30 protein-coding genes and 1 pseudogene are annotated in these 26,212 nt (G+C 64.9%); 19 read left to right on the top strand and 12 right to left on the bottom strand.

The features are described from left to right. Nucleotides 1–48: 48 nt before the first annotated feature. The 4 genes from ACPCUW_RS26215 (at nt 49) to ACPCUW_RS26200 (ending at nt 4,609) form a co-directional block, all read left to right on the top strand. A complete protein-coding gene (locus ACPCUW_RS26215) occupies nt 49–1,419 on the top strand; it encodes a cytochrome P450 (RefSeq protein WP_423427748.1) in 1,371 nt (456 codons plus the stop codon). A 185-nt stretch (nt 1,420–1,604) separates the two neighbouring features. Continuing rightward, nucleotides 1,605–2,795 (top strand): cytochrome P450, encoded by a 1,191-nt coding sequence (locus ACPCUW_RS26210; protein WP_423427746.1) that lies wholly within the window; start codon nt 1,605–1,607, stop codon nt 2,793–2,795. A gap of 282 nt (nt 2,796–3,077) precedes the next feature. Beyond that, nucleotides 3,078–4,031: a hypothetical protein gene (locus ACPCUW_RS26205; protein ID WP_423427744.1), complete on the top strand. Its 954-nt coding sequence runs from the start codon at nt 3,078–3,080 to the stop codon at nt 4,029–4,031. Continuing rightward, entirely contained in the window at nt 3,977–4,609 is a 633-nt protein-coding gene (locus ACPCUW_RS26200) for a PEP-utilizing enzyme (protein ID WP_423427743.1), read from the top strand. Before ACPCUW_RS26205 ends, ACPCUW_RS26200 begins: the two co-directional genes overlap by 55 nt. 328 nt (nt 4,610–4,937) lie before the next feature. Here the strand turns inward: ACPCUW_RS26200 and ACPCUW_RS26195 are convergent, their stop codons facing one another. Beyond that, complete coding sequence (locus tag ACPCUW_RS26195) at nt 4,938–5,165, bottom strand: hypothetical protein (protein ID WP_423427741.1); 228 nt, start codon at nt 5,163–5,165, stop codon at nt 4,938–4,940. Between the two features lie 140 nt (nt 5,166–5,305). On the opposite strand from ACPCUW_RS26195, the gene ACPCUW_RS26190 reads away from it, so the two are divergent. The 10 genes and pseudogenes from ACPCUW_RS26190 to ACPCUW_RS26145 all read left to right on the top strand — a co-directional run bounded on the left by ACPCUW_RS26190 (nt 5,306) and on the right by ACPCUW_RS26145 (nt 11,755). Continuing rightward, nucleotides 5,306–6,604, top strand: a complete 1,299-nt coding sequence (locus ACPCUW_RS26190) for a diguanylate cyclase domain-containing protein (RefSeq protein WP_423427739.1) — start codon at nt 5,306–5,308, stop codon at nt 6,602–6,604. A gap of 118 nt (nt 6,605–6,722) precedes the next feature. Continuing rightward, nucleotides 6,723–7,094, top strand: a complete 372-nt coding sequence (locus ACPCUW_RS26185) for a hypothetical protein (protein ID WP_423427737.1) — start codon at nt 6,723–6,725, stop codon at nt 7,092–7,094. A gap of 69 nt (nt 7,095–7,163) precedes the next feature. Beyond that, nucleotides 7,164–7,349: pseudogene (locus ACPCUW_RS26180) on the top strand (hypothetical protein); the annotation flags it as partial. Between the two features lie 97 nt (nt 7,350–7,446). Further along, the gene (locus tag ACPCUW_RS26175; RefSeq protein ID WP_423427736.1) at nt 7,447–7,854 is read left to right on the top strand and encodes a hypothetical protein; all 408 of its coding nucleotides are present in this window, start codon (nt 7,447–7,449) and stop codon (nt 7,852–7,854) included. Next, entirely contained in the window at nt 7,851–8,060 is a 210-nt protein-coding gene (locus ACPCUW_RS26170) for a hypothetical protein (RefSeq protein ID WP_423427734.1), read from the top strand. Before ACPCUW_RS26175 ends, ACPCUW_RS26170 begins: the two co-directional genes overlap by 4 nt. Then, nucleotides 8,054–9,019 (top strand): thiolase family protein, encoded by a 966-nt coding sequence (locus ACPCUW_RS26165; RefSeq protein WP_423427733.1) that lies wholly within the window; start codon nt 8,054–8,056, stop codon nt 9,017–9,019. Before ACPCUW_RS26170 ends, ACPCUW_RS26165 begins: the two co-directional genes overlap by 7 nt. Continuing rightward, the gene (locus tag ACPCUW_RS26160; RefSeq protein ID WP_423427821.1) at nt 9,016–9,807 is read left to right on the top strand and encodes an SDR family NAD(P)-dependent oxidoreductase; all 792 of its coding nucleotides are present in this window, start codon (nt 9,016–9,018) and stop codon (nt 9,805–9,807) included. Before ACPCUW_RS26165 ends, ACPCUW_RS26160 begins: the two co-directional genes overlap by 4 nt. Nucleotides 9,808–9,956: 149 nt before the next feature. Next, a complete protein-coding gene (locus ACPCUW_RS26155; protein ID WP_423427731.1) occupies nt 9,957–10,271 on the top strand; it encodes a hypothetical protein in 315 nt (104 codons plus the stop codon). Beyond that, nucleotides 10,268–11,140, top strand: coding sequence for a hypothetical protein (locus tag ACPCUW_RS26150; protein WP_423427730.1), 873 nt, complete (start codon nt 10,268–10,270; stop codon nt 11,138–11,140). Before ACPCUW_RS26155 ends, ACPCUW_RS26150 begins: the two co-directional genes overlap by 4 nt. 183 nt (nt 11,141–11,323) lie before the next feature. Beyond that, the gene (locus ACPCUW_RS26145; protein WP_423427729.1) at nt 11,324–11,755 is read left to right on the top strand and encodes a PaaI family thioesterase; all 432 of its coding nucleotides are present in this window, start codon (nt 11,324–11,326) and stop codon (nt 11,753–11,755) included. A 155-nt stretch (nt 11,756–11,910) separates the two neighbouring features. Here the strand turns inward: ACPCUW_RS26145 and ACPCUW_RS26140 are convergent, their stop codons facing one another. From ACPCUW_RS26140 to ACPCUW_RS26130, 3 genes are all read right to left on the bottom strand, one after another. Beyond that, nucleotides 11,911–12,804, bottom strand: coding sequence for a hypothetical protein (locus ACPCUW_RS26140; protein WP_423427727.1), 894 nt, complete (start codon nt 12,802–12,804; stop codon nt 11,911–11,913). A 48-nt stretch (nt 12,805–12,852) separates the two neighbouring features. Continuing rightward, on the bottom strand, nt 12,853–13,884 hold the full coding sequence (locus ACPCUW_RS26135) for a hypothetical protein (protein WP_423427725.1): 1,032 nt from the start codon (nt 13,882–13,884) through the stop codon (nt 12,853–12,855). 351 nt (nt 13,885–14,235) lie between these two features. Next, nucleotides 14,236–14,979, bottom strand: coding sequence for a hypothetical protein (locus tag ACPCUW_RS26130; protein WP_423427724.1), 744 nt, complete (start codon nt 14,977–14,979; stop codon nt 14,236–14,238). A 22-nt stretch (nt 14,980–15,001) separates the two neighbouring features. Here ACPCUW_RS26130 and ACPCUW_RS26125 point away from each other — a divergent pair, with 22 nt between their 5' ends. After that, on the top strand, nt 15,002–15,469 hold the full coding sequence (locus ACPCUW_RS26125; RefSeq protein WP_423427723.1) for a hypothetical protein: 468 nt from the start codon (nt 15,002–15,004) through the stop codon (nt 15,467–15,469). Between the two features lie 126 nt (nt 15,470–15,595). Here ACPCUW_RS26125 and ACPCUW_RS26120 read toward each other — a convergent pair whose 3' ends face one another. Both ACPCUW_RS26120 and ACPCUW_RS26115 read right to left on the bottom strand, forming a co-directional pair. Next, nucleotides 15,596–16,207 (bottom strand): hypothetical protein, encoded by a 612-nt coding sequence (locus tag ACPCUW_RS26120; protein WP_423427721.1) that lies wholly within the window; start codon nt 16,205–16,207, stop codon nt 15,596–15,598. Nucleotides 16,208–16,847: 640 nt separating this feature from the next. Further along, the gene (locus ACPCUW_RS26115; RefSeq protein ID WP_423427720.1) at nt 16,848–17,186 is read right to left on the bottom strand and encodes a histone-like nucleoid-structuring protein Lsr2; all 339 of its coding nucleotides are present in this window, start codon (nt 17,184–17,186) and stop codon (nt 16,848–16,850) included. Between the two features lie 960 nt (nt 17,187–18,146). On the opposite strand from ACPCUW_RS26115, the gene ACPCUW_RS26110 reads away from it, so the two are divergent. The 4 genes from ACPCUW_RS26110 (at nt 18,147) to ACPCUW_RS26095 (ending at nt 21,093) form a co-directional block, all read left to right on the top strand. Then, on the top strand, nt 18,147–18,326 hold the full coding sequence (locus tag ACPCUW_RS26110) for a helix-turn-helix transcriptional regulator (protein WP_423427718.1): 180 nt from the start codon (nt 18,147–18,149) through the stop codon (nt 18,324–18,326). A 13-nt stretch (nt 18,327–18,339) separates the two neighbouring features. Beyond that, a complete protein-coding gene (locus ACPCUW_RS26105) occupies nt 18,340–19,659 on the top strand; it encodes a hypothetical protein (RefSeq protein ID WP_423427716.1) in 1,320 nt (439 codons plus the stop codon). 68 nt (nt 19,660–19,727) lie between these two features. Then, nucleotides 19,728–20,336, top strand: coding sequence for a hypothetical protein (locus tag ACPCUW_RS26100; RefSeq protein WP_030517045.1), 609 nt, complete (start codon nt 19,728–19,730; stop codon nt 20,334–20,336). Between the two features lie 19 nt (nt 20,337–20,355). Next, a complete protein-coding gene (locus ACPCUW_RS26095; protein WP_423427819.1) occupies nt 20,356–21,093 on the top strand; it encodes a cobalt-precorrin-6A reductase in 738 nt (245 codons plus the stop codon). A gap of 71 nt (nt 21,094–21,164) precedes the next feature. Here ACPCUW_RS26095 and ACPCUW_RS26090 read toward each other — a convergent pair whose 3' ends face one another. The 6 genes from ACPCUW_RS26090 to ACPCUW_RS26065 all read right to left on the bottom strand — a co-directional run bounded on the left by ACPCUW_RS26090 (nt 21,165) and on the right by ACPCUW_RS26065 (nt 26,029). Then, nucleotides 21,165–22,757 carry a precorrin-2 C(20)-methyltransferase gene (locus tag ACPCUW_RS26090; protein WP_423427714.1) on the bottom strand — a complete coding sequence of 531 codons (1,593 nt, stop codon included), beginning with the start codon at nt 22,755–22,757 and terminating at the stop codon, nt 21,165–21,167. After that, the gene (locus ACPCUW_RS26085) at nt 22,754–23,389 is read right to left on the bottom strand and encodes a precorrin-8X methylmutase (RefSeq protein WP_423427712.1); all 636 of its coding nucleotides are present in this window, start codon (nt 23,387–23,389) and stop codon (nt 22,754–22,756) included. The genes ACPCUW_RS26090 and ACPCUW_RS26085 overlap by 4 nt, the downstream gene beginning before the upstream one ends. A gap of 90 nt (nt 23,390–23,479) precedes the next feature. Beyond that, nucleotides 23,480–24,052 (bottom strand): hypothetical protein, encoded by a 573-nt coding sequence (locus tag ACPCUW_RS26080; protein WP_036525464.1) that lies wholly within the window; start codon nt 24,050–24,052, stop codon nt 23,480–23,482. A 149-nt stretch (nt 24,053–24,201) separates the two neighbouring features. Continuing rightward, nucleotides 24,202–25,395 carry a precorrin-3B synthase gene (cobG, locus tag ACPCUW_RS26075; RefSeq protein WP_423427710.1) on the bottom strand — a complete coding sequence of 398 codons (1,194 nt, stop codon included), beginning with the start codon at nt 25,393–25,395 and terminating at the stop codon, nt 24,202–24,204. A 72-nt stretch (nt 25,396–25,467) separates the two neighbouring features. Next, nucleotides 25,468–25,776 carry a hypothetical protein gene (locus ACPCUW_RS26070; RefSeq protein ID WP_423427709.1) on the bottom strand — a complete coding sequence of 103 codons (309 nt, stop codon included), beginning with the start codon at nt 25,774–25,776 and terminating at the stop codon, nt 25,468–25,470. Between the two features lie 25 nt (nt 25,777–25,801). After that, complete coding sequence (locus ACPCUW_RS26065) at nt 25,802–26,029, bottom strand: hypothetical protein (RefSeq protein WP_063013533.1); 228 nt, start codon at nt 26,027–26,029, stop codon at nt 25,802–25,804. Between the last annotated feature and the right edge of the window lie 183 nt (nt 26,030–26,212).

Genomic DNA, 26,212 nt, shown 5'->3' with positions numbered 1-26,212 from the left:
CAGCGCGACTGACAGTGAAACAGGCGCTGGATTTCGGATGGAGTGAAGTTGGCTTTGCAGGAATCAAAGGGCGGTAGTGGCGTCTCGGACGTTGTGGCGCCCAGTGCTACGACGGTCGAACGTTGTCCGGTATCGGGTTCCGGCGTCGGTCCGGCGGTGGATTCACTGCTTTCTCTCGACCCAGAGTCGATTCGGTGTCCATATCCTGTATACGACGAGCTTAGGCGCGTTGCCCCTGTGTATTGGTCAGAGCAGCTCGGCGCTTTCGTTATCTCGCGCCACAGTGATATTACGCACGTCCTCGCGGACCCTGTTCGGTATTCTTCTGCTCAACAGAGCGGGCCCAGTTCGGTGACGGCCTTAGCGAAGAAGCTGCATGAAGACCCGGCGACGCCGCCGGTACTGTTGCGTCAAGTGGAGCGGCGGTTGGAAATCAACAGTGAGCCCGCGTTGATCAACGCCGACCCGCCATTGCATCTTCGTCAGCGTCGGCTTGTGAGTCAGGCATTCTCGCCACGCCGTGTCAAGCTGATGGAGCCGGAGGTCCGGAGAATCGCCTCTGAGTTGCTGGAAGCGGTGGAGTCGGAAGAGACAATGGATCTTGTTTCTCAGTTCGCGATTCCGTTGCCGATGACTGTCATCGCCGATGTGCTGGGAGTTCCTCCGGAACGGCAGTCGGACTTCAAACGTTGGTCCAACGCCTTCACGAGAGGCGTGGGAGCGTTGAATCTCTCCATGGATGAGATCGGTGAGATCTTCCAGGCCGTTGACGAATTCTATGATTACTTCACCGAGGAGATCGACGTTCGGCGCGGCGACCCTCGAGATGACCTCCTGACCGATCTGGTGTCTGCGCGCGTCGACGAGGGTGAATCACTCACACTCAACGAGATGCTGCAGATGCTCGTGGTGTTTCTGGTCGGCGGAAACGAAACGACTACGAATTTGCTCTCTTGGACGACGCACCGTCTCCTGACCGACCCGGCGCTGATGGCGAGGATCCGCGATGACATGGGTTTGCTTCGCCCCCTGATCGAAGAAATGCTGCGTCTGGAATCGCCGGTGCAAGGATTGTTTCGCACTGCGACCGAAAGCGTCGAAATCGGCGATGTCTCGATTCCGGCAGGTAGCATGCTCTGGCTGGTGTATGGCTCGGGCAATCGGGACGAGGAGGCGTTGGGGCCGGCCGATACGGTGGATCTCGACCGCGCTGAATCGAGACAGCATCTTGCGTTCGGGCGCGGGGAACATTTCTGCTTGGGGGCCAATATCGCCCGCCTGGAGGCCAGGGTTGGCCTGGAACTCCTGCTGTCGCGGTTTCCGGATATGCGTATCGTCCGTGATCACAAGGACCCGGTGCTTCCCAGTTTCGTTCTCCATGGTCTCAGCGAGCTCCCCATTGCGCTGAGCACGAAGTAGCAGTGACCGTGTATCCATAGAATTCACTCGGGTTCTGGATGTTCCAAGCCGGTGCGTCTCAATGATCAGAGAGTCTTACCGGCGTTTCCGGGCCTTCCCGTTGTCGCTGGAAGTGTGATGTCGGGTATTCGAACGACAACTGGGCCGGAGGTCCAGCCTTTCATACGAATCGTAGGAGTATTGCAATGTCGCAAACAACGTCCGACTGGGATCCGCTGTCCCCGGAAAATGTTTCGAAGCCCAGGGATGAGGCCAAGCGGATGCGATCCGGCTGCCCGGTGGCCTTCACCGAGCAATTCGGGGGCACCTGGGCCCTTTTCAAGCACGGGGATATCGAACGTGCGGCGCGCGAACCCGAGACCTTCAGCTCTGCTCCTCAATTCGTGATTCCGGACATGACGGGCGGCGTGTTTCCGTGGCTGCCGGTCCAGTCCGACCCTCCGATGCATGACGCCTACCGGGGACTGATAGCCCCCTTCTTCCGGGGCGCCCGTCTCGCTGCCTTCGAGCCGCTCTTGCAGCGTATTACCAATGAACGGATAGACGAATTCATCTCCGATGGCACCGTGGATGTCGCGTCGCAGCTGAACATCCCCGTCTCGGCAAGCGGGTTGGCATTGCTGATGGGCCTTCCCGAATCGGATTGGGAGATGTTCAAGCGTTGGCATTACGGGATGGTCGAGGCGAACGCCGGACAGGACCAGGAGGCTCTCGGCCGGACGTTCATGGAGATGCTCTCCTTCGTGCACGAGTGGATGACAAAGCGCCAGGCCGATCCCACTGATGACTTGATGTCTGCCCTCGTCACGGGAGAGGTGGACGGGCGTCCACTGACAAATGAGGAAATTCTCGGCACCTTCATTCTATTGTCGGTCGGCGGGTTCGAAACCACAGCGGACACGTTGAGCTCGACCATGCAGTATTTGTCGACCCGGCCGGATGTCTGTGATCAACTCAGGGAAAATCCGCAGCTTCTGACGAAGGCAGTGGGTGAGTTTTGTCGAGTCTTTGCGCCAGTGCAGGCGACGGCGCGTGTGGCGACGCGTGATGTGGAGATAGGCGGAAAGACCATCAAGGAAGGTGACCGCATCTGCATGATGTGGGCATCGGGCAGTCGGGACGAAGATGTTTTCCCGAACGCTGATGAGTGCCAGATCGATCGCCCTACCCACAAGCTGACCAGTTTCGGTCTCGGGGCGCACCGCTGTCTCGGCGAGCCTCTCGCGCGGATCGAGATTCGAGCCGTATTGAGCACATGGCTACAGCGGATCGAAACCTTCGATGTGGCTGGTGAACCGGAGCCGGGTTTGTGGCCGACTGTGGGTTGGCACACAATGCCGATGAAATTCACTCCGAGGGTTGCCCAAGCCAGCTGACAGGCACACGAGTTGTCGACGGGGCGCACCGATGTCCGCGTGAACGCCCGATCCGAATAGTGAGGCCGGTGCGGCGCCCCGAGCATGTGCGCGGGCGCCGACGGCGCAGTCGTCGACGCCGCGCCCTATCGAAGCCGGGCGCGGCCCGAGCTAGGAGAGTTTGTGTCCACTTCCGTTACCGACCCCGTGCGTGGTAGTTCGCAGCCGGACCGATATTGGTCGAGTACCAATCTGGGCGAAGCTTGCCCCGAAGTCATGACGCCGATGTGTTGGAGCGTCTGGATGGACTCGGCAGAGACGGGTTGGCTGTACTCCATGTCAGCGTTCGGAGTCATTCCGAAGAAGAAGGTTGTGGTCTCCTCGGATGTGAACAAGCGGGGCCTGGCATGGTTCTACGGGCGTCAGGCCTTGAATGTCGATGCCATCAAAGAAACGCTTTCCGCACTGCCGGGAGTCGATGGTGACGACTTCGAACGAGACCTCATGGGCAGTGTTCGCGCAGGCGCACCAAGCTTTCCTGGGACATACCGCCGGTTGCCGGCGCTCATGTGGAGAGCGCCAATCACTCTGTTGCGCACGGGAAAACGGCTGCGCAAGCTGCACGACGAGATGTACCGAGAGTGGCTGACGACGGTTTTCGAGCTCGGAAACGGTGAGGAGCCGGCCCGTATCCAACCGATCGAGTGGTTGGTTGCGGCCCGTGGGAACTTCGTCAAGACCTTCTCGGAGCACTGCATTGTGCGGTTCATGTTCCAAGGCGGGCAGACCGCGGTGACCGCAGCAGCGGAGCGGGCCGGTGAACCGGCGCTGGCTGTTCAGCTGCTATCAGGAGTCGGCGATGTCAACGAAACCCGCATGGCCGACGACATGTGGCGGCTCGGGAAGGGCGAGATAACCGAAGTCGATTTCCTCCGCGCTTGGGGCTATCACGGGCCGAACGAGGGGAATGTCTACACGACAGTGTGGCGGGAGAACCCCGCTCCGATCCGCATGCTGGCCTCGGCCTCGGCCGAACGGGAGCGCCCGGAAGCTCGTGCAGCCCGAGCGCGTGCGGCCGCCGCTGATGCCGAGCAACGGTTGCTTGCGGCCACGCCCTTCGGAAAACGCTGGATGACGCGGTGGTTGCTTCGGCGGATGCGGAACATCGTGCGCACACTGCAAGTCGGGAAGGCCGCCTCCTCATGGCCATCGACGAATGCCGGGCAGCGGCGAGGGCTTTCGGCGAGCAGCAGGTGAGCCTCGGTCGACTGCAGCAGACAGACGATGTCTTCTTTTTCACCATTGAAGAATGCCAACGTCTGCACGCCGGCGAGCTGGACAATCCGCAGCGGATCGTGGACGTGCGCCGTACGACGAGGGCCGAGTACCAGTCGATGGTCCTGCCGATCGCGTTCTACGGGATGCCTGAACCGGTGAGGATCGACCCGGAGCCGGATCATGCCGAAGCCGCGACCCAGTTGAAAGGCGCCGCCAGCGGGGGAGGAACCGTTGAAGGTCGCGCGCGAATCTTCACAGATCCCGAGCAAGAAGTCGACCTGGAGCCGGGTGACGTCCTGGTGTGTCGTTTCACCGATCCGAGCTGGGCTCCTTTGATGGCGCTGTCCGAAGCCTTGGTCATCGATATCGGTGGGTCCGCTAGCCACGGAGCCGTTGTGGCACGTGAACTCGGCATTCCGTATGTCATCGGAACCGAAATCGGCACGCGCGTATTACGGGAAGGAGACCGCATCTTCGTAGATGGCGAGAGCAATCTCGTTCGGATTATCCACCGGGTTGGATCCGAACGGTCGGCGTCGACCCAGTCCGCTGGCTAGCCTGCGGGAAGCCGCGGGCCAGTGATATCCCAGACCTCGGACGAGCACAATAGTCTATTGATAGGTTATCTTCCGCTAGAGATAACCGGGGCCCGGAAGGGGTTGGGAACAGGGATGGAGTGGTACCCGAGTCGCCAGCCCATGGAAAGCAGCAGGTTCCGGTCCGGTAGCCGGGTCTGCACGCGCGGAATCAGCCGCACTCGTGACCGCGACAGGAACTGCGTATCGGTGGCGATGGCGTTATAGACCGCGGCGATCGCGTGAGCGGTGGAGACGCCGTTGCCGACGGGGTAAACGCCCAGCAGGATCGCCGGATCGGTTCCGGAGGTCAGTCGCTCGATACCGCGGATATGGATGGCGCGGACGAATCGGGCCGGTTGATCACGGCCTGGATCTGGACTTCGAGTGCCGCCAGGATTGACCAACGGTTCGAACGCGAGCCCATGCGCCGGCGATCCAGTTCAATCGGCATGAATTGCCCGAGTCCGGCCGCGGTGGTGACAAGATTGTTTGGGTAAATGGTCAAGGTCGGCGGTATCGCACGTTCGAGACCCACTGAAGTCTTCGTGCGGACCGCGTCGCACCTTCGCTCTGGCCGAACGGACGCTCGTGGAAGGCGACCTCAGGTCGGCGGGGACTGACCATCACCGCAGCGCGGAGGATAATGAGGTCCGTCGGTTCGGAGGATGGATCGCGATGGACGAACTTCACCGTTCCACCCTGGTGTCTCGGTGGGTGCAGGCACTCATCGCAGGCAGTGCGGTGCCGATAACGCCCGGAACGCGGCAGGTGCTCGACGAGTTGGTCGAAGACCTTGCGGTCGGGCTGGACAGTGATCCCGTCGACTGTGCCGATGGTGTGCGGGTGGGGCGTCGTTTGGCCGAACTTGGTTTCACTCGTCCGGTCGTGTTGGCGGTGTCCGCGTGCGTGTTGTCCGAGTTGGCTGAGGGGAGAACCGATGCTGATAGACGCATGGCCGTTTTACTCGGCGGTGTCGCTGAAGGCTTTCGTGCGCACGTGGAACAGGCCGGGAAGGCTTCGTTGGCTGCTGACCGGCGGGGAGTGGAGCAATGCGGTGTCGCGGGCGATCGGTTCCGCAACGTGTTCGACAAGGCGGCGGTGGGAATCGCGATCGCCGATACCGAGGGCATTCTGGTCGAAGTGAATCAGTACTTGGCCGACATGGTCGGAGTGCCAGGGGAGGAGTTACGAGGCAGCTCAATTTTTCGGTACGCGTATCCGGATGAGGAAGAAGCGAATCGTGCTGTGCTGTTCGATGAGTTGGTGCCAGCGCGAAAAGGAACAGTGCGGTTGGAGCGCCGGATCGTTCGTGCCGACGGCAGCGTTAGGTGGGTGGCGTTCTCCGTCACCTATGTTCAGGGCGCCGACGTGCAGGCCGACTATCTGCTCGCGGTTGGCGAAGACACGACGGAACGGCATCGGCTCAGGGCGGAACTGAACTGGCAGGCACGTCATGACCCGCTGACCGGTTTGCCGAACCGGCGGTGTCTTCTAGAACGAATCGAGAGCCTGATATCCGATGCTCGAGAGGGGGATTCGGTCGGTTTGTGCTTCGTCGACCTCGACGGGTTCAAAGAGGTCAACGACCGCTACGGCCATCGGATCGGCGATCGTGTTCTGCTTGCGGTCGCTACCCGCATGCGCGACAACCTCGCCGACGACAGCCGCCTGATCGCCCGGCTCGGCGGCGACGAGTTCGTCGTGCTGGTGCCTCCTCCGGCTGATGACCGCGGTGTCGGCGGGGTCGCTGAGGCGATGCTGTCGGCGTTGGACGGTTCGATCACTGTCGATGACCACCGACTACGTATGTCGGCCAGTGTCGGCGCCGTGGTGGCCGGCATCTCCAATATCCGGGCGGAGGAGTTGCTGGATGCTGCGGACCGGGAGCTCTATCGCGCGAAAAAAGGTGGTAAGGGCCGGTGGATACTGCGCGTACTCGGTTCCGGAACACGGAGTGAAGACGCTATTCAGTAGAACGTATACGCCAACCGTTCGGGTGATTGTCGCGATCCCGGAGCCCGGCTGCTTTCTAGGTCCGGCCGATTGACCCGATCGAATACGACACAATGCGGGCGCCTATGTCATTGACCGTGTGCAGCTCATCTCGCGGAACGGCAACGACGTCACGGCCGCCTGGCCCGAGCTGGCGGATTTGGCGGCGATCGCTGCGATGGTCGCGGTGGCTCCGGCGACCTTCGTCGCGTTCCATTTGCTGCATGTCGGGGACCGGTCGCTGATCGAGCTGCCTTACCTGCGGCGTCGTGAACTGCTCGAGCAGTTGGCATTGCCGGGGCCGCGGTGGCAGATATCGCCCCGTATGGCCGGTCGCGGCCGGCAGCTGCTGGCGCCTTCGCAAGAGGTCGGTTTGGAGGGCTTGATCCTCAAGCGCCTGGACGGCCGCTACCTGCCCGGGCGCCGCAGTCGGTCCTGGACCAAGATCAAGAATTGCCGGTCTCGGAGGTGATCGTGGTCGGCTGGCGGCCCGTGCCGGCAGCCGCTCCGCCCGGATCGGTTCGCTACCGGTGGCCATACCCGACAGGATGAAAATCTCATCTGGGCGGGCAACGTCGGAACCGGCTTCACCCGGATCGCTCTGGCCGATTTGCGCGCGAGACTGACTGCGCTGCAACGTACGCCCCCGGTGGTCAACAGCGAGCGGAAAACGAAATTGCACTCTCCCGAAACTTCGATCCCGGTCGAGGCTTTTTCGAACCGTTGAATTCAACTACTCGATCGTGAATAGGCCAGCCAACGCGCGTGGAGTACGTCCTTCGCGGCTCGACGGCAGCGTTGCAGAAAGGCATGGGCAGATGAGAATGAACTCGGCAGAACCGAGTCTGTACGAGGTCGACGACGCGGGCGTTCCGACGCTGGTCGGAACACGCGACAGCGCTGGGAATATCTCGTTCCCGTTCCAGACCTACGGCTCGGAATACAACGGTGACCACGGCGCGGACCTCGCGCAGGTGACACTCTGCGGGCGGGGCACGATCGCGGCCACGGCCACCGTCAGCCGTGACCCCGCCGGTGCGATCGGTGCGCCGTTCACCGTCGCGGCGATCGTGCTCGAGGAAGGCCCCATGATCCGCGCGGTGCTCGCCGACGGATCATCGGGCGCTCAGCGTGGCGACACGGTCCGGGCGACAACCGCTCCGGTGAGCACCGGAGAAGACTCCACCCGTGAACTTCGCTTCGAAGTCATTGCCGCGGAGGAAGTTCGATGAGAATTACTCTCGCCGACCAGAGACCGGTCTACGTCGCGGGCGTGGGATGGCATCCGTATCGCAAACCCAGTGGGTCTGCCTATGTGCAACTCGGCCTCACGGCGGTGCGGCAAGCTCTGTCCGATGCGGGGCTGAGGTGGCGCAGTGTCGACAGCGCCTACACGGCCACGGCGATGCTCGGTATGGCAGCCTCTCGCCGATGCTGAAACACCTTGGCGTCACGGGCATTCCGATGACTCAGATCGAGAGCGCCTCAGCCTCCGGCTCGTCTGCCTTCCGGCTGGCGTGCCTGGAGGTCGCGGCAGGAACCAGTGATGTCGCCCTCGCGGTGGGCGTCGATACCCCCGCGCTGGTACTACCGGCCGCGACGAAGACCGGCATCGCGGAATCGGCGGCGTCCCATATCGCGCCGGTCACCCATTTCGCGCTCCTGGCCGACGAGTACATGCACACCTATGGCTCCACGCCCGAACAACTCGCAGCGGTCGCCGTGAAGAACTACTCCAACGCGGCGCTGAATCCGAACGCCCAGCGGCCCAAGGCGTACAGCCTGGACGAGGTCATGGCCGGGCCTGCCGTCTCCGGAGCGCTGACCCGTTTGCAGTGCTGCCCGATCGGCGAGGGCGCCGCCGCCGTTGTGGTCGTATCGGAGGACGCGATCACCGATTGGGGGATCGATCGGTCGCGATGCGTCCGTGTCCTGGCCTCGGTCCAGCGCAGTGAAGAGTTGTACGGGCCCAAAAGCTTCGACGCCGAATTGACCCGTACGACAACCGAGCTGGCCTACGAGCAGGCCGGGATTTCGCCGGCCGACCTCGATCTGGTCGAACTGCACGATGCCTTCTCCATCGAGGAGTTGCAATACGTCGAGGCCATGGGGCTGGTCGGCGAGGGACAGGCTGCGTCGGCGCTGGCCGACGGTCACTTCTCCCGTGGCGGCCGGGTAGCGGTGAATACCTCGGGCGGGTTGCTGGGCTCGGGCCATCCGATCGGGCCGACCGGCATCGGCCAGATAGGCGAGATCACCACCCAGATTCGCGGCGAGGCCGGAGCCAGGCAGCACCCCGGCGCAACATGGTCGGGCTGGGCGCGGTCTGTGTCGCGACCGTTCTGCAGAGTGCCGGCGCGGAGCGCGGTTAAAGGAAGAGAGCCATCGTGGCAATGACAGACAACCCACTCGACCTGACGGGGCACGTCCTGCTGGTCACCGGCGCCGGTCAAGGTGTAGGCCGGCGAGTCGCGCAGCTGGCCGCGGCCCGTGGTGCGGCCGTCGCAGTCAACGACGTCTCCGCCGATCGTGCCGCCGAGGTCGTCGAGGAACTGCGAGCGGCGGGAGCCTCGGCCGCCGCCGCCGTGGCCGATGTCGGAGACTTCGACGGCTTCGGTGCGGCCGTCGCGAAAATCGGCGACGAACTCGGCCCCATCGACATCCTGATCAACAATGCCGGAAATCGAGGCGCGGAAGCACCGGCGCACGCGCCCCGGGCCTTCTGGGAACAGGATCTCGACGACTGGAGACCCTTCACCCACGTCAATCTCGACGGTGTGATGATCGCTACCCGACACGTGTTTCCACACATGATGAGCAGGAAATACGGGCGCGTGATCACCGTGATCTCCGACGCCGGCCGGGTCGGCGAGATCAATGGCATGGAAGCGTATTCCGGCGCGAAAGCGGGCGCCGCGGGGTTCACCCGATCCATGGCCAGGCTCGGCGGGCGCTTCAACATCACCGCGAACTATGTCGCGCTCGGCGCCACCCGCACACCGGCGATCGCCGAGGCCATCGCCGACGAGGAATTCGCCGAGAAGGTGTTGGGCGGCTATCTGATTCGCCGATTCGGCGAGCCCGACGACGCCGCCCACGTGATCCTGTTCCTCGCCACGGGAGCCTCCGGGTGGATCACGGGGCAGACCATCCCCGTCAACGGCGGCTACTCCCTCACCCTCTGACTTCATCGCGACCCCACTCCGAGCCGTAGCCATGGTCGCGAAGAACTGTTCGGCGAGATCTGCATTTGCACGGGGTATGTCAGCGTTGGCGACGAGATGGAAGTCGCGTTACCCAACTGAGTCCACTTTTCAGGGAAGGTCAGAAACACATGAAATTTCACGACGTCGCGATCCCGGCCGGCTTGCTCTGGTCCTCACCGTTCATCCGGTGGCAAGGAGCCGTCGGCGACGTGTCGAGTGTGGATCTGGCGACGGCAGTCACCAGCCGGGCACTGGCCGACCGCGGGATCGATGTGAATGTGGTCGATGAAGTGGTGCTCGGCATCACGATCCCGCAACCCGGGTATTTCTTCGGTCCCCCGACGATCGCCGCGCGCATCGGCATCCCGCAGATCACCGGCCCGATGATCAGCCAGCCTGCGCAACAGGCGTCGCATCCCTGCACGCGGCCGCGACCTCCGTGAGCATCGGAGGCGGCACCGAACTCGTGATCACCACCGACCGCACGAGCAACGGCCCAACGATCGTGTATCCGAGTACGAAAGCAACGGGTGGAGCGCCCGCTGTCGAGGACTTCGTCCAAGCCAATTTCGCCCGCGATCCGTGGGCCGGAACATCCATGCTCGCCGCGGCCGAAACGGTCGCCCGCGAACGCGGCATCTCCCGCGACGAATTGGACGACGTCGCCGTCCTTCGCTATGAGCAGTATCAGCGCGCACTCGCCGATGAACGGTCGTTCCAACAGGAATACATGATTCCCGTCGAGATCAGAATTGGCCGCACGAAAATCGAAGAGGCGACCGATTCCGGCGTGCGACCTATCGACCGGGCCGCGATCGCGGGCCTGCGCCCGGCAGTGCCCGACGGCGTCCATACCGGGGCTTCGCAGACACACCCCGCCGACGGTGTGGCAGGGGCAATCGTCACCACGACCGCGCGAGCGCGAGAGTTGCGCGCCGGGCCCGTCACCCAGATCCTGTCCACGGGCTTCGCTCGCGTCGCTCCCACCCATATGCCCGAAGCTCCGGTACCGCCGGCGCTGCGGGCACTCGATGCGGCGGGGCTGGCCATGAACCAAGTCGACGCAATTACCACCCACAATCCATTCGCCGTCAACGACATCGTCTTCGCCCACGAAACCGGCGTCGACCTTGCCAAGATGAACTCGTTCGGTTGCAGCATGATCTGGGGACATCCCCAGGCGCCCACCGGGACGCGCGCCGTCGCCGAGCTGGTCACCGAACTGACCCTGCGGGGTGGCGGCGTCGGCCTGTTCACCGGCTGCGCTGCCGGCGACACTGCGGCCGCCATTGTCATCCGCGTCGGCGACTGAGATTCCGGCAAAATTACGACACGAAGGTCCAAAATCGGTGGGATCGGCCACCACACGGACTCTCACGAACAGGACTTGTATGGACTCCGATGTCCTTGGCCGCATAGGCACATTTCTGGGACTCGCAGTCGAACAGGCCGACGGTGACTCAGTTGTCCTGGCACTGCACGTGCGCCCGGACCTTTGGCAGCCGCACGAGACGGTGTCTATTCGGTCATCGTCGAAGCAGCCGCCAGTCTCGGCGCAGGTCTGTGGTTGGGCGACCGAGGACGGGTAGTCGGCGTGAACAACACCACCGACTTCCTGCGCGCCGTTCACGACGGCGCACTCACCGCCACCGCCACTCCGATTTTCCGCGGCGAAACAGCAACAGCTCTGGGCGGTGACTGTTGTCGACGAAGCCGGCCGCCAAGCCGCACGCGGTCAAGTCCGCCTCCAGAATATGACCGATCGTGGGACCGGAACGAGATGAGCTGCCGACGAAGCAAACTCGTGAGGGAAGTGCGGGATGGTGGGCACGCCCGCGAGGTCGCACCCGGCTTGACTGGCCCTTCGATGGCTGCCTCCTCGGTGTGGTTCTACGACGTCCTGTGGACGTTCTGTAGGGCCGAGTGAACCTGCGATCTCCGTGCGAATCCGAGCGATTCCACCGTATCGAGATCCCGCTGAACTGCGGAAGCGCAGTACAACGAACGTAGCGCTCCGGGTTGAACGAGCAACTGTCCCAGCCTATTTGCGTATCGACCGCATCTGGAAGTGTTTCGGAGCTGTCAATAGACTTGGAGGAGACCGAGTGCCCACGTGCCGAAGGCGTGGCTGATGGTGAGGACGATCTGGTCGGGAGCAGTGCCGTCTTCGAGGTAGCTTTGCAGGTTGATCAGGTTGTCGGCGGAATGGACGTGAGCGAAATCGGCGATGTTATCCACATAGCTGAGGTTGTGGTCGAGCCCGGCCGACAGGGTCATGAACCGCGGTGCTTCGGTGTTGATGTTGTTGGTGATCACCTGCCGGATCTGGTCGCGGTCGATATTCGCACGCGATAGCACCTCGTCGACGAGGCCGACGAGGGTGCGGCGGGTGAGGACGGCGATGGCGTCGGGGTTGGTGGCGGCGCGGATGAGCTGGTTGGTGGCTGTAGCGGTAGCGAGGATTTCGATGCGGGCGGGTTCGTTGGTGAGGAGGCAGGAGGCGGCGCCGTCGCTGACGACGGAGTTGACTTGACGGAGCAGACGTTGCTCGGGTGCGGTGCAGGCGTCGGTGGTGACCAGCAGGATGGTGCGGGCGTTGCCGGAGGCGACGAGTGTGCGGGCGAGGTGCAGGGCGGTGCCGAAGTTGGCGCATTCGGCGGCTGAGACCCCGATGGGTGTGGAGTGGGTGAGTCCGAACCGCTCACTCAGCTGCAGGAGTTCGGTGTTTTCGATGTGGCCGAACCCGATGGTGGAGGAGGCGAGCATCAGGATGTCGATCCCGGATGCCGGCATCCGCGCTTGGTCGAGCGTTTCCGCGATACAGACGGCGGCCATGTCGATTGGAGAATTGCGGGCGTGCCGATAGGTCGCAAGTCCGACCTCGTGCAGGGCATCGACCAGTCCTGGCTCGGCGGCAATAGGTTCTATTCCTGTGATCGGCCGGGGGTCGCCGGTGGTGTGAGCGACTCCGGTCATGAAAACGCGCATGATGTTCTGCCTTGGAAAGTGCTGTGACACAGACGGTTACTTGCATCCTGCGCTGGCGTTGCTGATGCCGTAGGCGACGAGGATGGCGTGCGGGCTGTGGAATTCGCTGATCTGTAGGGAAATAGCGGCCGGAGTGGGAGAACCGGTGTGCCGCAGTAGGACCGGTCTGCCCGACGGGCCGCCATAGCTGACGGCGGTGGGATGTGCCGTCCAGAGCTCGGCGAAGCGCGGATTGGTGGCCAGGGTGCGGAGCAGGGCGCGAGCCTCGAGGCTGCTGCGATATGGGCCGATGGCAGCGCGCAGCGCAGCGACCACGTGAGGTGCTTGGTCATCCCAGTCGACGACCAGCTCACGCGCGGGTGGCTGGAAGAACCACAGCGCCAGGTTGTTACCTGCCTGACGAAGGCCGGTCAGCGCGTCATACAGACGGTCGCTGGCGGCGAGCACCGTCGATAGGGGAGTGGTGTAGGCGCAGATGATGTGCGCGGCATCCAGATGCGCGAGATGAGCGTTGACTTCCGGTGTCGAGATCTGGTGCCGTAGTTCGTCGTCGGCCGCAAGCCGCAAAGGAGGGTTCCACAAGCCGTAGGTGTGGCGACGCTGAGCGTGATCGAGGTCGTATCCGCGCACGATCCTGGCCAGGGTGTCGATGGTGGGCACGGACCGGCCGTGCTCGATGTCCTTCTTCAAGTACCCGAGGTTGCCGAGGTGGTCGGTGGCGAGGGTGGCGCAGGTGTCGAAGCGGTGTTCGGGGACGATGATTTCCAACTCGAGCCCGAGGTAGAGGGGGCCGGTGCCGTGGAAGTGGGGGTCGGGGCGGTAGGTGTAGTTCCATACCTTCCCCGGCTGGGCGCAGCCCTCGCATCGGTGTCCGGGTTGGACGAGGGTGCCGCAGTCGGGGCAGGCGTGGAATCGGCTGGCGCAGCGGGGGCAGGCGCGGTGCCCGCCGGAGATGTAGCGGCTGTCGGCACTGAACCGTCCGCAGCTGAAACACGCGGCGAACAACGCGCCCGCGCAACGGGCGCACACCGGGTGATCGGTGTCGGTGCGCAAGTGCGGGCCGGTCAACCCCCGGCACGACACACACCCCGCCCACCCGGACAAGCAGTGAGCACACAACTGCGACTCCTCAGCCGTATGAGTCAGCCGCACCGACGGGGTCCGGCAGTAATCGCAGCGGGGCAGTTGCTGCCAACACGACTCACAGACAGAGGCATTCGCGATGCACAGCTCCGTTCCGGATGCCGCGCCGTCACGGACCGCGCACGGCGGGCCCAGGATCGGATCGGTCATGAACGCACACACCCTCCACAACAGAAAAGCGCCGGCCGACAGAGGAGTCGACCGGCGCGGGCCACGGACAGGAACAGGGGCAAGCAAGAACAAACGGCGAGCAGTCGATAGGGACTGCGCCTTCGGTCAGGCGGCCAAGCTGGGACGGGCGTATTCGCAGTCGTTGGCGGGCTGGCCGTGGTGGCGGCCCGGACAGTCGACAGACCGCAGGACGCGGTCGGTCACGGACAGGCGGGTGCGTGTCTCGGCTTCCAGTTCATCGATGCGCGACTTCGCGATGGCTTCGTAGTGTTCGTGTGAACCGGTCACCGAGTCCAAGGGAGGGAATCCGGCCTGGATCCACATGCGTACGTAGAGGCCGAATGCGGCGGTGTTGAGCGGGGCTTTCTGGCTGGCCTGCATGACCGCGAGCGCGACCTCGGCCGCGGTCCCCGGCACGGGAGACAGGCCCGCGGCGACGCGGTCGAGCAGTTCACGGCAGTGCGACCGGAACACGAATTCCTGGCGCATCCGCTCATGGGTCGGCATCAACAGCGCGAACGAGTGGTAGAGGGTGTTGCGGTGGCGCGGGTGGCGTCGTTGCGCGCGGGCGATTTCGTCCTCGGCCCAGTCGATCTGCTCGAACACCGGCTCGAGATCGGATAGACACCGAGACACCACCGACGCGACATCAATGACATCAGCGAGCTGGCTTTCGGTCACAGGACTCCTTTCGACAGCAGAGGCAGGAGAGAAAAGGGAAGCGAGACATGACCGCGAGTCGCCGGCTGACTTCGTCGCTGCCTCTTCCGCGTTGTTGCGGATGCAGCGGTACTGGAGGGCACGGGGGTGGGCGTATCGTTGAAACAGCGAGGCGCGGGTTGATCTCACCGAGAATGAGGGAGATCCCGACATGAACGACGCCCGAACGAGCAGCAGCAAACGCGGACAAGATGCAGGGAAACTCGCTCGCCAACTACGTCATTCGCGGGAAGTGATGGATCGTCGGCGTGCGGTCGAACGTGAACGCGAACAGAATGTGGGGGACGCTGTGCGAGAGTATTGGGCGGCGTGGCAGGCGATTTCGACGATCGAACAACGTCGCGACCGACGCGTCCGAGCGTTGCACGACAAGATCCGCAAGCTCGAACAGACCGCCACAACCGATATCGCGGTACACCACGCCAGGCAGGCTGCGGCTGTATCACGCATGAACGACCACGGATGCAGCACCGACGAGATCGCCGAACTACTCGACATCAGCCTCAAGGCCGCGCGTCACCTACTTGCCGCCGGGCAGGAAAAGCCCGGCCCAGGCGCGGAGACCTCGCATCGTGAGAGCAAGCCACCGCTCAACGAGCCGCAGCGGTCCGTGCAATAGGCAGACCAATCGCCCTAACCGGCAGCCCGGAATGGACTGCCGAGGGGATCGCCGAACAGACGGTCCATAGGCGAGCTCCGACCAGCCGACGGTGGCAGAAGTCTGCAATCCCTGTATCAGGGGAGATCATGCGTCGTTGAGGTAGCCCCCGGCGTTCCATACGATCCCCTGGAAACCGCCTGGAGGGACCAGATGCCGCACCGGAACCCCGGCGGCAGGCGCGAACGGCCAAAAGCACATACCACATCGATGGCAGTACACCCCGGCACGCCACACCGCATAAGCCGTAGGCGCGCCGCCGCGAATCCGGGCCGACCGTCGCAGGCTCCGGAACGCGAACCACAAAATCAGTAACGATGGAAGCGCGAGGAAAAGCGCAAAACCGAACATCCCGACCATGATCGCGGCAGTCGAGATGTCAGGATGCGGCCCGAGCAGCACCACCACCGCGATGAGGAGATATACCCCCGCGGGCAACCCTAAGACCAAAGCCAGGGCTGTGAGGCGACCAGCACCGCGGAATCCAGGCTCAGGCGCGAGTGATTCCGCGAGATAACTGGATTGCGTTCGCTCAGCGAGCGAGGAGCCCATGACCGGCACCAGACCCGACGAACTCACACCGACACCGGAGTAGTAGTCGGTGCCATAAACCGTCGAGGTCCCCGACGCGCGGATCGCAGCAATGCTCTGCACGCGATCGTCGTAACCGCAAGAGGGACAAGATAAATCGACGCCCATGAGGTTCCGATTTAAGTACGCGCGTCGCGCGTCGGCTTGCTCGAATGCGACGCCTGGTACTGGGACTGCCACGTGTGGTCGATTGGGTCTGCTGATGCCGGCAGTAGAGGGATGGTGACGGCGCCAGCTGGACGCTGGCATGGCCTGCCCCGGAAATCTACGCGAGGTCTCGGGAAGTTCCTCGTTGAGGTCATGGGGCACGAGAAAGCGATCGGCGCCGAGGCCGAACCGGAAAACGTGCGGCTCAGGCAGCGGTATTTCGCTGACACCGCGGTGCAAGACCACAATCGCGATGGGCGTCGAGATCAACTTCGTTTGTCCGCGTGATCCGCGCCGACCTGCCGACGTGGCAGCCTAATGGCCGACGAGCCCGGATTGAAGAGCTCGGGCCGGCCTGAAACCCCTTTCACGCCGACCAACGGCACGCTTGGCTGGCACTCAACGACAGCACAATCGTCGCCCTGCGAAATGCATTGCCGGCCGGACATTCCCACCTGAATGCCAGCTTCGCGCTGCCAGATTTCTTGTCGAGAGGCGGACTTGGCTCCGGGAATCGGGCTCTCTGAGATTAGCGTGCGCCGGTCGGCCTGTGCTTGTCAGCTCGGCTGGTCGGCGCTCGACCCGACGTCTCAATCCAGCTCTAGTTGGCCTCGTTGTACGCCTCGATGATATCCTTCTGAATCCGCCCGCGGCTAGAAACTTCGTAACCGTTGTTGCGGGCCCACTCTCGAATCGCGGCAGTCTGTCGCTTGTCTGCGGTGGTCCGGTTTTCGATCGCCTTGTTCTTGCCTCGTGGGATCCGGCCGACTCGTCGAGCCGACTCGGTCCACGGTTCGAGCGATGCGCGTAGCTTGCCGGCATTCTTCAGTGACAGATCGATCTCGTACTCCACGCCGTCGATGCCGAAGCGCACCGTCTCATCGGCCTTGGACTTCCCGTCGTAGTCGTCCACCAGCTCGACGATGACCTTCTTCGCCATGAAGCACCTTTCGATCACATGATTTCGATCTTCCGAGAGGTTAATCCGCCGAAGGGGAGTCCAACAAATTGGTGGCGGTTCCACGTGGCGGATTGCGTGGGCCTGTAGCCGAAGGCTGAATAGATGGTCAGTTCGTAAGGCGGCCGTGCGAGAAAGCGCTCACTCCCGCAACCGAATTGGAGATCTGGGTGGAGACTCGCGGTAGCTGTGCGCATGCGAGCAGTCCTGGAGTCGGTGAACTTGCAGCGCAACTACAACATTGACGGGAGGTCTCGGAGTGCCGCCGTGAGGATGGTCATAGCGGCCACAGGGGTTCGCAGAGTCGTTCGCGGCTGTTGTGCGGCGTGGCAGACGGCATCCGGGATTGAGCATTGCCGTGATCGCCGAATCCGCGCCGTGCGCTGCAAGTTTCGTGCTTCACAGGCACGGCGGCCAGCGGTGGGCGCTCACCGTAGGCGTCGGGCTGTGGCAGTGCCACGAATAAACGGCTACCAGAACGATATCCGTTACAAGATGGTCTCGTTGCTGCGCTCGTGAAGCATGGGCCGTAATCTCGAAACGGCGAGGAACTGACGATCTCACTGACCCGGTCAGGAGACGGAAGTGCTGTGTCCTCTGAATGATGTTGTCGCCGGCTGGATCGGCGCTTGCCGATTTCAACTACCTGCGACAGGGCTTTCCCCCGACGCGCTGGTCTTCTACGGCGGTGTGCGGGGCGTCGATGGCGCCTCAACGATGTTGGCGAATTCGAGCAACGGCTCATCGGACGGCACGAGGCGACATTCGTGCGTCGAATTCGTCGACTGCAAGGTCTCGACCGAAGTTGCTGCCTCTCGATGACGTCGATTCGCGATGAGCATCGCCTCGAATCGACTCCATCCGCGCACGCCAATCTTCCGGCAACTCGCCAGCTACCTCGGTAGCCCTTGAAACCACCTCGACTGATAGCGGAGTTTCTCTATGCCTGTCTACCTGACCCGGGAAGAAGTCGCCGACCGCCTTCAGCTCAGCCCGCGCACCTTGTCCAACTGGAAAGCGAAGGGTAAGGGCCCGAAGTGTATTCGAATCGAAGGCGGTCGTGTCCGCTACCTCGAGGCCGACTTCATCGACTGGCTGCGTCAAATGGAACAGCAACCATGAGAAAGGTCGAACAATGCCACGTGATGCGCTGAAGCCCGGCGCGTACCCGCGCAAAGACAAGCTCGTACCGATCAAGGGCGACGACGGCATGTACCGGTTGAGCCGCGTCCGTCACCGCACCATCAGTGGTAGCTACACCCGCACGTCGGCGCAGGGTCGCACGATAGATGAATGTCTGGAGGCGTTCGAGCGACAGTGGGCGGTGAACCGACGCAAGGGCACCGTACGTCGTAACAGCAAGCACCGTGAGATGGTGGCGCTGAAGCTTACCGACAAGATGAGCGCGGCCTTCAAGATGTTCGACGACATGCAGAAGGCCAAGGCCGAGAAGGGCAAGCTCAAGTGGTATAGCTACGACAGCTACCACCGGTCGATCTATCCCAGTGACACCGCCTTCGCCTGCCGGAATGCGATCAAGCTGGAGACCGAACTCGGTTCTTACACGATCGGCGAGATCGGCAGGCCGGCCGAGTTGCATTCCTACATCGCCGATATCGCGGACCTGTCGCCGTCGGTGGCGTATCGCCATCACGTCATCCTCGGCATGATTTTCCGGGAACTGACCCTGCAAGGGCTGTTCGACGTGTGCCCGATGACCGGGGTGCCCGCGCCGGACACCACCGCCGCGAACGGACAGCGGGCGTTGACCGCGGACGAGTGTGCGAAGCTGCCGATCGTCTTCGGCGACGCCGGATCTCAGCCCCGCGGGCACGACTACGTTCTGCCGATGTCTCTGTTGCTGTTAGGCACTGGCGTGCGTCTTGGCGAAGGGCTGGCCGCACGGTGGTGCGATATGCCCGAACTCGACGACCCCGCAGTGGAACGCGCCGTCTTCCATGTCTGCGGGACGATCGTGAAACGGGACAACATGCCGCCGTTCCGGCAAGACGGCCGCAAATGCGGTGCGCACAGTGACTACTACATTGTCATGCCGAAGTGGCTCACGGCGGAGATGAGGGTGTGGAAACGGGTGTGCAATCCGGCGAGTGAGGACGAGCATCTGTTTATGTCCGGCGACCGCATCGTCTACACCGCTCTCGCCCACTACGCACTGGCGGTGATGCGTGAGGGAACCCCGCTCGAGTGGTTGTGCTGGGGTCACCTGCGTGACACCGTCGCCACAGAGGTCGCCGGACGCAGCGGGGAGAAGACTGGGGCCAGTGCGCAATTGGGCCACTCGGAAGGTTCGTCGATGGCTACGCGTCACTATATCGACAAGCGCGGGTTCAAGCACAAAGCGGTCGACAACTCCCAGTGGCTGGAGTACCTAAATCCTCAAAGTGGCACTAAAGTTACACTTCTGACCCGATTCCCACAGGCGGCAACCGGCTGACCTGCGGAAATGTTTCGGGTCAGCGTAATCCGATCGTTATGTCGGGTGATCGATCCGATGGGAAATAGATGAGATTCACCAATATTGTCGGCACCTCGCTGATCGCTATCGCGGCGACGAGCATCGCCTACGGTACCGCTTACGCCGAGCCCGCCGCGCCCGCGCCGGCTCCGAGCCAGGTGCAGACCCAGCAGAGCCCGGCCGTGCAAGGCACGGACCAGGGTGTCGGCTACACCACCGAACTCGCCGATATGGGCAACAAGATCGTCACCACGGTGACGGGTGGCAAGTTCGCCCTCACCTCGGACAAGTCGGCGGTCACCCTGACCAACGACAAGGGTGCCGTGGTGATGAGCTATCCGCTTTCGGCCAAGGGCCCCAACGGCACCTCCGTCGCCGCCGCGGTGAACGAGGACGGCACCAGCCTGACGCTGACCCCCCAGGGGCAGCCGATCTCGTCGGTGAAGAACATCTCCGGTCAGGACTGGTTCTTCTCCGAGTTGCAGCACGCCTCGCTGGGTGCCGCGGTGGGCGCGGTGATCGGCTTCCTGGTCGGCCTGCTGTTCATCGGCATCGGCTCGATCCCGGGTGCGGTGCTGGGTGGTGTGATCGGCCTGCTGGTCGCGGGTGGTCAGCCGCTGATCGACTCCGCCTTCGCCTACTTCAGCGGCAACTGACACCGGAAGTGCTGCGACACTGAAGGTTCTGATTCTCGGCGGCACCCGGGAAGCCCGGCAGCTGGCCGAAATCGTCTCCGGCGAGCGAGGATTCGACATCGTCTCCTCGCTCGCCGGACGTGTGCGTGAACCGGTCCTGCCCGCCGGTGCGGTGCGCATCGGCGGGTTCGGTGGCGTCGAGGGGCTGCGGAACTGGCTGGCGGACAACGCGATCGAGGCGGTCGTCGATGCCACTCATCCCTTCGCGGGCACCATCTCCGCGCATGCGGCCGCCGCGGCACGAGCGGGTGGGGTGCCGATCGTGCACCTGCGCCGGCCGGGCTGGTCCGAACAACCCGGTGACCAGTGGTCGCGGGTGCCGGATCTGGCCGCCGCCGCCCGCGTCGCGGCCGACTTCGACCGCGTCTTCCTCACCATCGGCCGCCAGGGCGTGGCCGCCTTCGCCGAACTCGATGAGCCGTGGTTTCTCATCCGCGCTATCGACCCGCCCACCGGACCCGTTCCGCCGCATCATCTTCTGCTTCTCGCCCGCGGCCCGTTCACTGTGGCGGAGGAAATCGATCTGCTGCGCGAGCACCGCATCTCCGCGATGGTGACCAAGGACAGCGGCGGCGACCTCACTGCCGCCAAGCTGACTGCCGCACGAACGTGCGGCATTCCGGTCGTAGTCGTCGACCGGCCGCCCGTGCCCGCCGGTGTCGAGTGCGCGGAATCCGTTGCGGCGGCCTGGGACTGGTTGAACGCGCTGCGAGGCTGAGGCTCGCGCCACCACGCGCTGTCCGGCCCGCGCCGTACCGCAGCAGCGAGACCACGCCGACCCGTGTGGCCTTACCGGTCGGCCGCGACCCCCGCCGCGTTGTCCTGCACGGCCTGCCCGTACCGCCTCGAGGTGAATACCCGCGTTCCGTGCGGGGTTTCGACCGTGGCGGTGGTGGACGCGCCGATGATGAGCAGCGTGCGCATATCGACCTCGTCCGGATTCAGCTCGGCGAGGGTCGTCACATGCACCGATTCGGCCGGCCCGCCCACATCGCGCCCCAGAACCACCGGGGTGTCCGGGCCGCGATGCTCGAGGACGAGTTCACGCAGGACGCCCACCTGCCATCGCCGCTGAGTGGAGGCAGGGTTGTAGATCGCGATCGCCATATCGGCCGCGGCGACCGCCGAAATCCGTTGTGCCACGGTCTCCCACGGCTTGAGACGGTCCGAGAGCGAGATCATCGCGAAGTCGTGGCCGAGCGGCGCGCCGATGCGGGCGGCCACGGCGCTGGCCGCGGTGACCCCGGGCAGCACCCGAACCGGCACATCGCGCCACTGCGGATCGGCCGATTCCTCGACCACCGCCGCGGCCATCGCGAACACCCCGGGATCGCCGGAGGACACCACCACCACGCGCGCCCCGGATTTCGCGAGATCCAATGCCATGGCGGCGCGTTCGGATTCGACCCGGTTGTCGCTGAGATGGCGGCGCTGCCCGGGGCGGACCGGCACCCGATTCACGTAGGTGGTGTAGCCGACGATATCGGTCGCCGCCGCGAGGGCGCGGGTGACCTCGGGCGTGGTCCATTGCGCGGAGCCGGGGCCCAGTCCCACGACGACGACCTCGCCGACCTCGTGAACGTCCGAGCCGTCCGAATCACCGTGAGCCGCAGCGGGTTCGGTCGTGGTGAACGGTATCTCGGTGGTCGGTGCGGGCCCGGGCACCACGGTGATCGCGAAGTAGGGCACATCGGCGTCGGAGACGTCGGCGGCGCGCAGGATCCGCTGCCGTCCGGTGCTGGCTCGTTCCACGTAGTAGGCGTCATCGAGCCGCCCGGCCTTCGACAGCGCTTGCCGCACAGCGGGATAGGTGCGGCCGAGCTTCATGATCGCCGCGGCGTCGGCGTCGGCGAGGCGTTCGGCCAGCTGATCCGGCGGCATGGTCCCGGGCAGCACCGTCAGCACCTGCTCACCCTCCACCAGGGGTGTGCCGAGCGCGGCCGAGGCGGCACTAACCGAGGTGATGCCCGGGATGATCTCCGCGGGGAACCGGTCGGCCAGGCGCCGGTGCATATGCATGTACGAGCTGTAGAACAGCGGATCGCCGGCCGCCAGGAGCGCCACGGTGCGGCCCGCGGCCAGATGCCCGGCCAGCAGCTCGGCGGCATGTTCGTAGAACTCGTCGATCGCGCCCTGATAGCCGCCCGGATGGTCGGTGGTCTCGGTGGTCACCGGATAGATCAGATGTTCCTCCAGTTGTCCCGGCCGCATGTACGGCGCCGCGATCGAGCGGGAGATGCTGCGACCGTGGCGGGCGCTGTGGAAGGCGATGACGTCGGCGGATTCGATGACGCGAGCCGCCTTCACCGTCACCAGCTCCGGATCCCCGGGTCCGAGCCCCACGCCCCACAACTTCCCGGGAGCCACGTCCTGAGCACTCATTCCTGCTCGCTCGCGATCGCGTTCAGGGCGGCGGCGGTGATGGCGCTGCCGCCGCGCCGGCCGTGCACGGTGAGGTATTCGATGTCGCCGTATTCGGTCAGGGCCTGTTTGGATTCGGCGGCGCCGACGAAGCCCACCGGAATGCCGAGCACCGCCGCGGGGCGGGGTGCGCCGGCGTCGAGCATGTCCAGCAGATGAAACAGCGCGGTCGGGGCATTGCCGATCGCGACCACGGCGCCGTCGAGCCGATCACGCCACAATTCCAGTGCCGCAGCCGATCTCGTATTGCCCATCTCCCGAGCCAGCTGCGGTACCCGCGGATCGGCGAGCAGGCACAGCACCTCGTTGTCGGCCGGCAGCCGTGTGCGGGTGACGCCGGAGGCGACCATGGTGGCATCGCACAGGATCGGCGCGCCGCGGCGCAGCGCGGCGCGGGCCGCCGCCACGACCTGCGGGGTGTGCGAGATATCGGTGGTCAGATCGACCTGTCCACACGCGTGGATCATGCGCACCACCACCTGCGCGACATCGGCCGGGAAGCGCGCCAGATCGGCTTCGGCCCGGATCGTCGCGAACGAGCGCCGATAGATCTCGGCCCCGTCGGTGAGGTAGCTGGTACGCACATCGGACATGGGCATCACCCTAGCGGTGAGAATCCGGGCCCCGAGCGGCAGCGTGGGCGAGGAGCCGCCCGGCCCGCGACATCGAGCCGCCCCGCGACATCAGAACGGCAACCGCGCCCGCCACGGCGATTCGGCCGGATCGTGCAGGGGATTGGCGAAGACGAGATAGCGGAACAGGGCCAGCGCCCCGGTGAGCAGCAACACCGCGAGCGGGACCTCGGCGAGCACGGCCGTCGCGATCGACACCCGGATGTCGTCGGGACCGGCGGTGGTCGTGTCGAACCAGGCGTCGGCGAGCAGCAGCACCCCGGTGCCGGAGGCCGGCAGGATCACCAGCGCCCGCCGCCGCCAGCCGAGGTAGGCGGTGGTCGCCATCATCACGACCAGCAGGATGTCGAAGCCGATCCACACCAGCGCCCAATGATTCGCGTCGTAGTCCTGCGGCAGTGTGAACCCGAGGTAGACCAGCCACGGGATCATCGCGACCGAACCGCCGACCATCAGCGACAGCCGTAGTCCGCGGGCCACGCGCACCCGGCGCGGATGCGGCCGCACCCGGTCGGGCCGCAGCCGCGCGACCAGTTCGAGCCGCTGGGGGAGCGAGAGCTGTGCGATCTGCGCATCGGAGAGCAGGCCGGCGGTGGACGGCGACTGATCCGCGGACGAGTCCATCGATCCAGTGTGCGCGAAGTACGGCGTTGTCGGGACGTGCCGGCAGGAGCCGTCGGCCGCGACCATCCGATCGGCGGCGCTACGGAACGGGACAGCGTCGCGGCGAGGTGCCTCAGCGAGTCGCGCCCGGCGGTGAGGTGGTAGCGAAGTCAGTCGTCCGCGCGAGGTCCGATGATGCGATAGCCGCCGGATTCGGCGACCACCTCGGTCACCGGCCCGGCCGGACGCCCGCATTGCCGATCGCAGCCGGACCAATGCTGCCGGCCGGCGACGACCACCTGATCGGCCGCGACGCCCGACAGGTCCGGCGCGGGGGCGCCGACCGGGAGCACGCGGCCGGACATGACGGCGTCGGCCGCGTCGGCCCGCACGTCCGTCAGTGATTTCGCGCAACCGGGTCGCCCGGCGCACGTTGTCACCGCGAGCCACGGTGAGTTCGCGTCGAAGATCAGGCTCATCGGCGCCAGCACCCGCACCACCTGCTCTGCCGTCCACTCGTCCATATCGGCCAGGACGAGACTGCGCCACGGGGTGATCAGAATCGGATGTTCCACCGCCGCAACGAATTCCGCGGTCCGGGCGGGCAGGGCGCCCAGCGGCACCGCCGCCCCGAGCGCGACCCGGTCGTCGGCCTGGGTGAGCCATCCGATCGGAATATCCTGGCGGGCAACGAGATCCATCGGTTCGGCGGTCGGTTCGAGAGCCAATTCGGCCAGGATCCGGGCCGGGCCGTCGGCGACCTCGCGTAGTCGCCACTGCTCGCCGCGCATCCGCTGGAAACCGTGGGCCGCCGCCAGCATCGTGTCCACCGCCCGGTCGGCGCCGATCCGCGCGCCCGAATCGCGCCCGGCCAGGACCAGCGCGAACTCGGCCTCGTCGGTGGCGTGCACGCCGATATCGCCGCCGAGACCGCTGATGTCGCCGCGGCCGTCGTCGAGGGTGAACAGCACGCGCCCGGGCAGTGCGGCCAATTCCGGCGCCTGCCGCAGCTCCGCATCGAGTCGCGCGGCCAGCGGATGCACATCGCTCCAGCCGCCCACCCGGCCCGACAGCGGCGAGGCCACGATGTTGCGCACCCGCTCGTGGGTGGGCGCGGGCAGCAGCTCGGCCTCTTCGAGCCGCTCGGCCAGGGCCGCCGCATCGTGCATCTGCCGCAATTGCACATTGCCGCGGGAGGTCAGTTCGATACTGCCGTTGCCGAGCTCGTCGGCCGCCGCGGCCAGCACCCGCAGTTGATCGGGGGTGATCGCGCCGCCGGGCAGCCGGATCCGGGCCAGCGGACCGTCGGCGGCCTGATGCAGGCGCAGGACACCGGGACAGGAGTCGGGGGCGGAGCGCGTCATGATGCCACCAGCCTACGAGCCGGGCGCGCGGCGAACGCAGGCGAGGCCGGGGCGCGTCCGCGGTTCACGGTGTCAGCGGCCGCGCCTCAGGTGCAGGCGGCGCCGCGGATCGTGCGACGTGCGGGACGGTTCGAGCGAGGCGGCCGGCCAGGAAGGGTCGAAGAGCAGGCTGGGGCCTGCGTGGTGGGCGACCCGGTCGTGGTGGGCGGTCGCGCCGAACAGGCTCATCCCGCCGAGGAAGGCGGCGGCGCAGATTGAGCCGGCGACGAGAGCCCAGCCGCGATGGCCGCTCGCGGCCGCGGTGAGTCCCATCGCCAGGCTGCCGAATCCGATCAGAACGCAGAAGTAGCTGGTCCAGGCGACCATACGGTTGCGCCGCACCCAAGGCGGGGTGGCGGGCATCGGCTCACCGGTCCTTCGGGCTGCTCTCGTCCCGGGCGCGGATCACGGCCTGCCACAGCTGGTCGTCGACGTAACTGTCCGACAACAGATGTGGTGTGTCGTGGCGTTCGACGTGGTCGCGGCGGACCGTGGACTCGAAGACCAGCAGCCCGAAGATCGCGACCGCCGCACAGGCGCCCGCGGCGACGAGCAACAGCCCGCCGTGACCCCCGGCCGCAGCGGCCAAAGCCATTGCCAGCAATGCAACAGCAACCATCATGCATGTAATTCCCGACCAGGCGGCAAAGCGGTTCCGCCTGCTCCATCCCGGTGAGTTCGGCATATTCACAGCGTACGCCGCGGGATCGGATCGGGAAATACCGGTCACAGCAGTGCGATAGCATCCGGGGGCTCGCCGATACGAGGAAAGCCGGTG

Origin of the sequence: Nocardia sp. AB354, assembly GCF_049538315.1 — a bacterium.
Lineage (GTDB): Bacteria > Actinomycetota > Actinomycetes > Mycobacteriales > Mycobacteriaceae > Nocardia > Nocardia nova.
The sequence above is the reverse complement of the archived record's forward strand: the minus strand, read 5'-3'. Positions and strand labels throughout refer to the sequence as shown.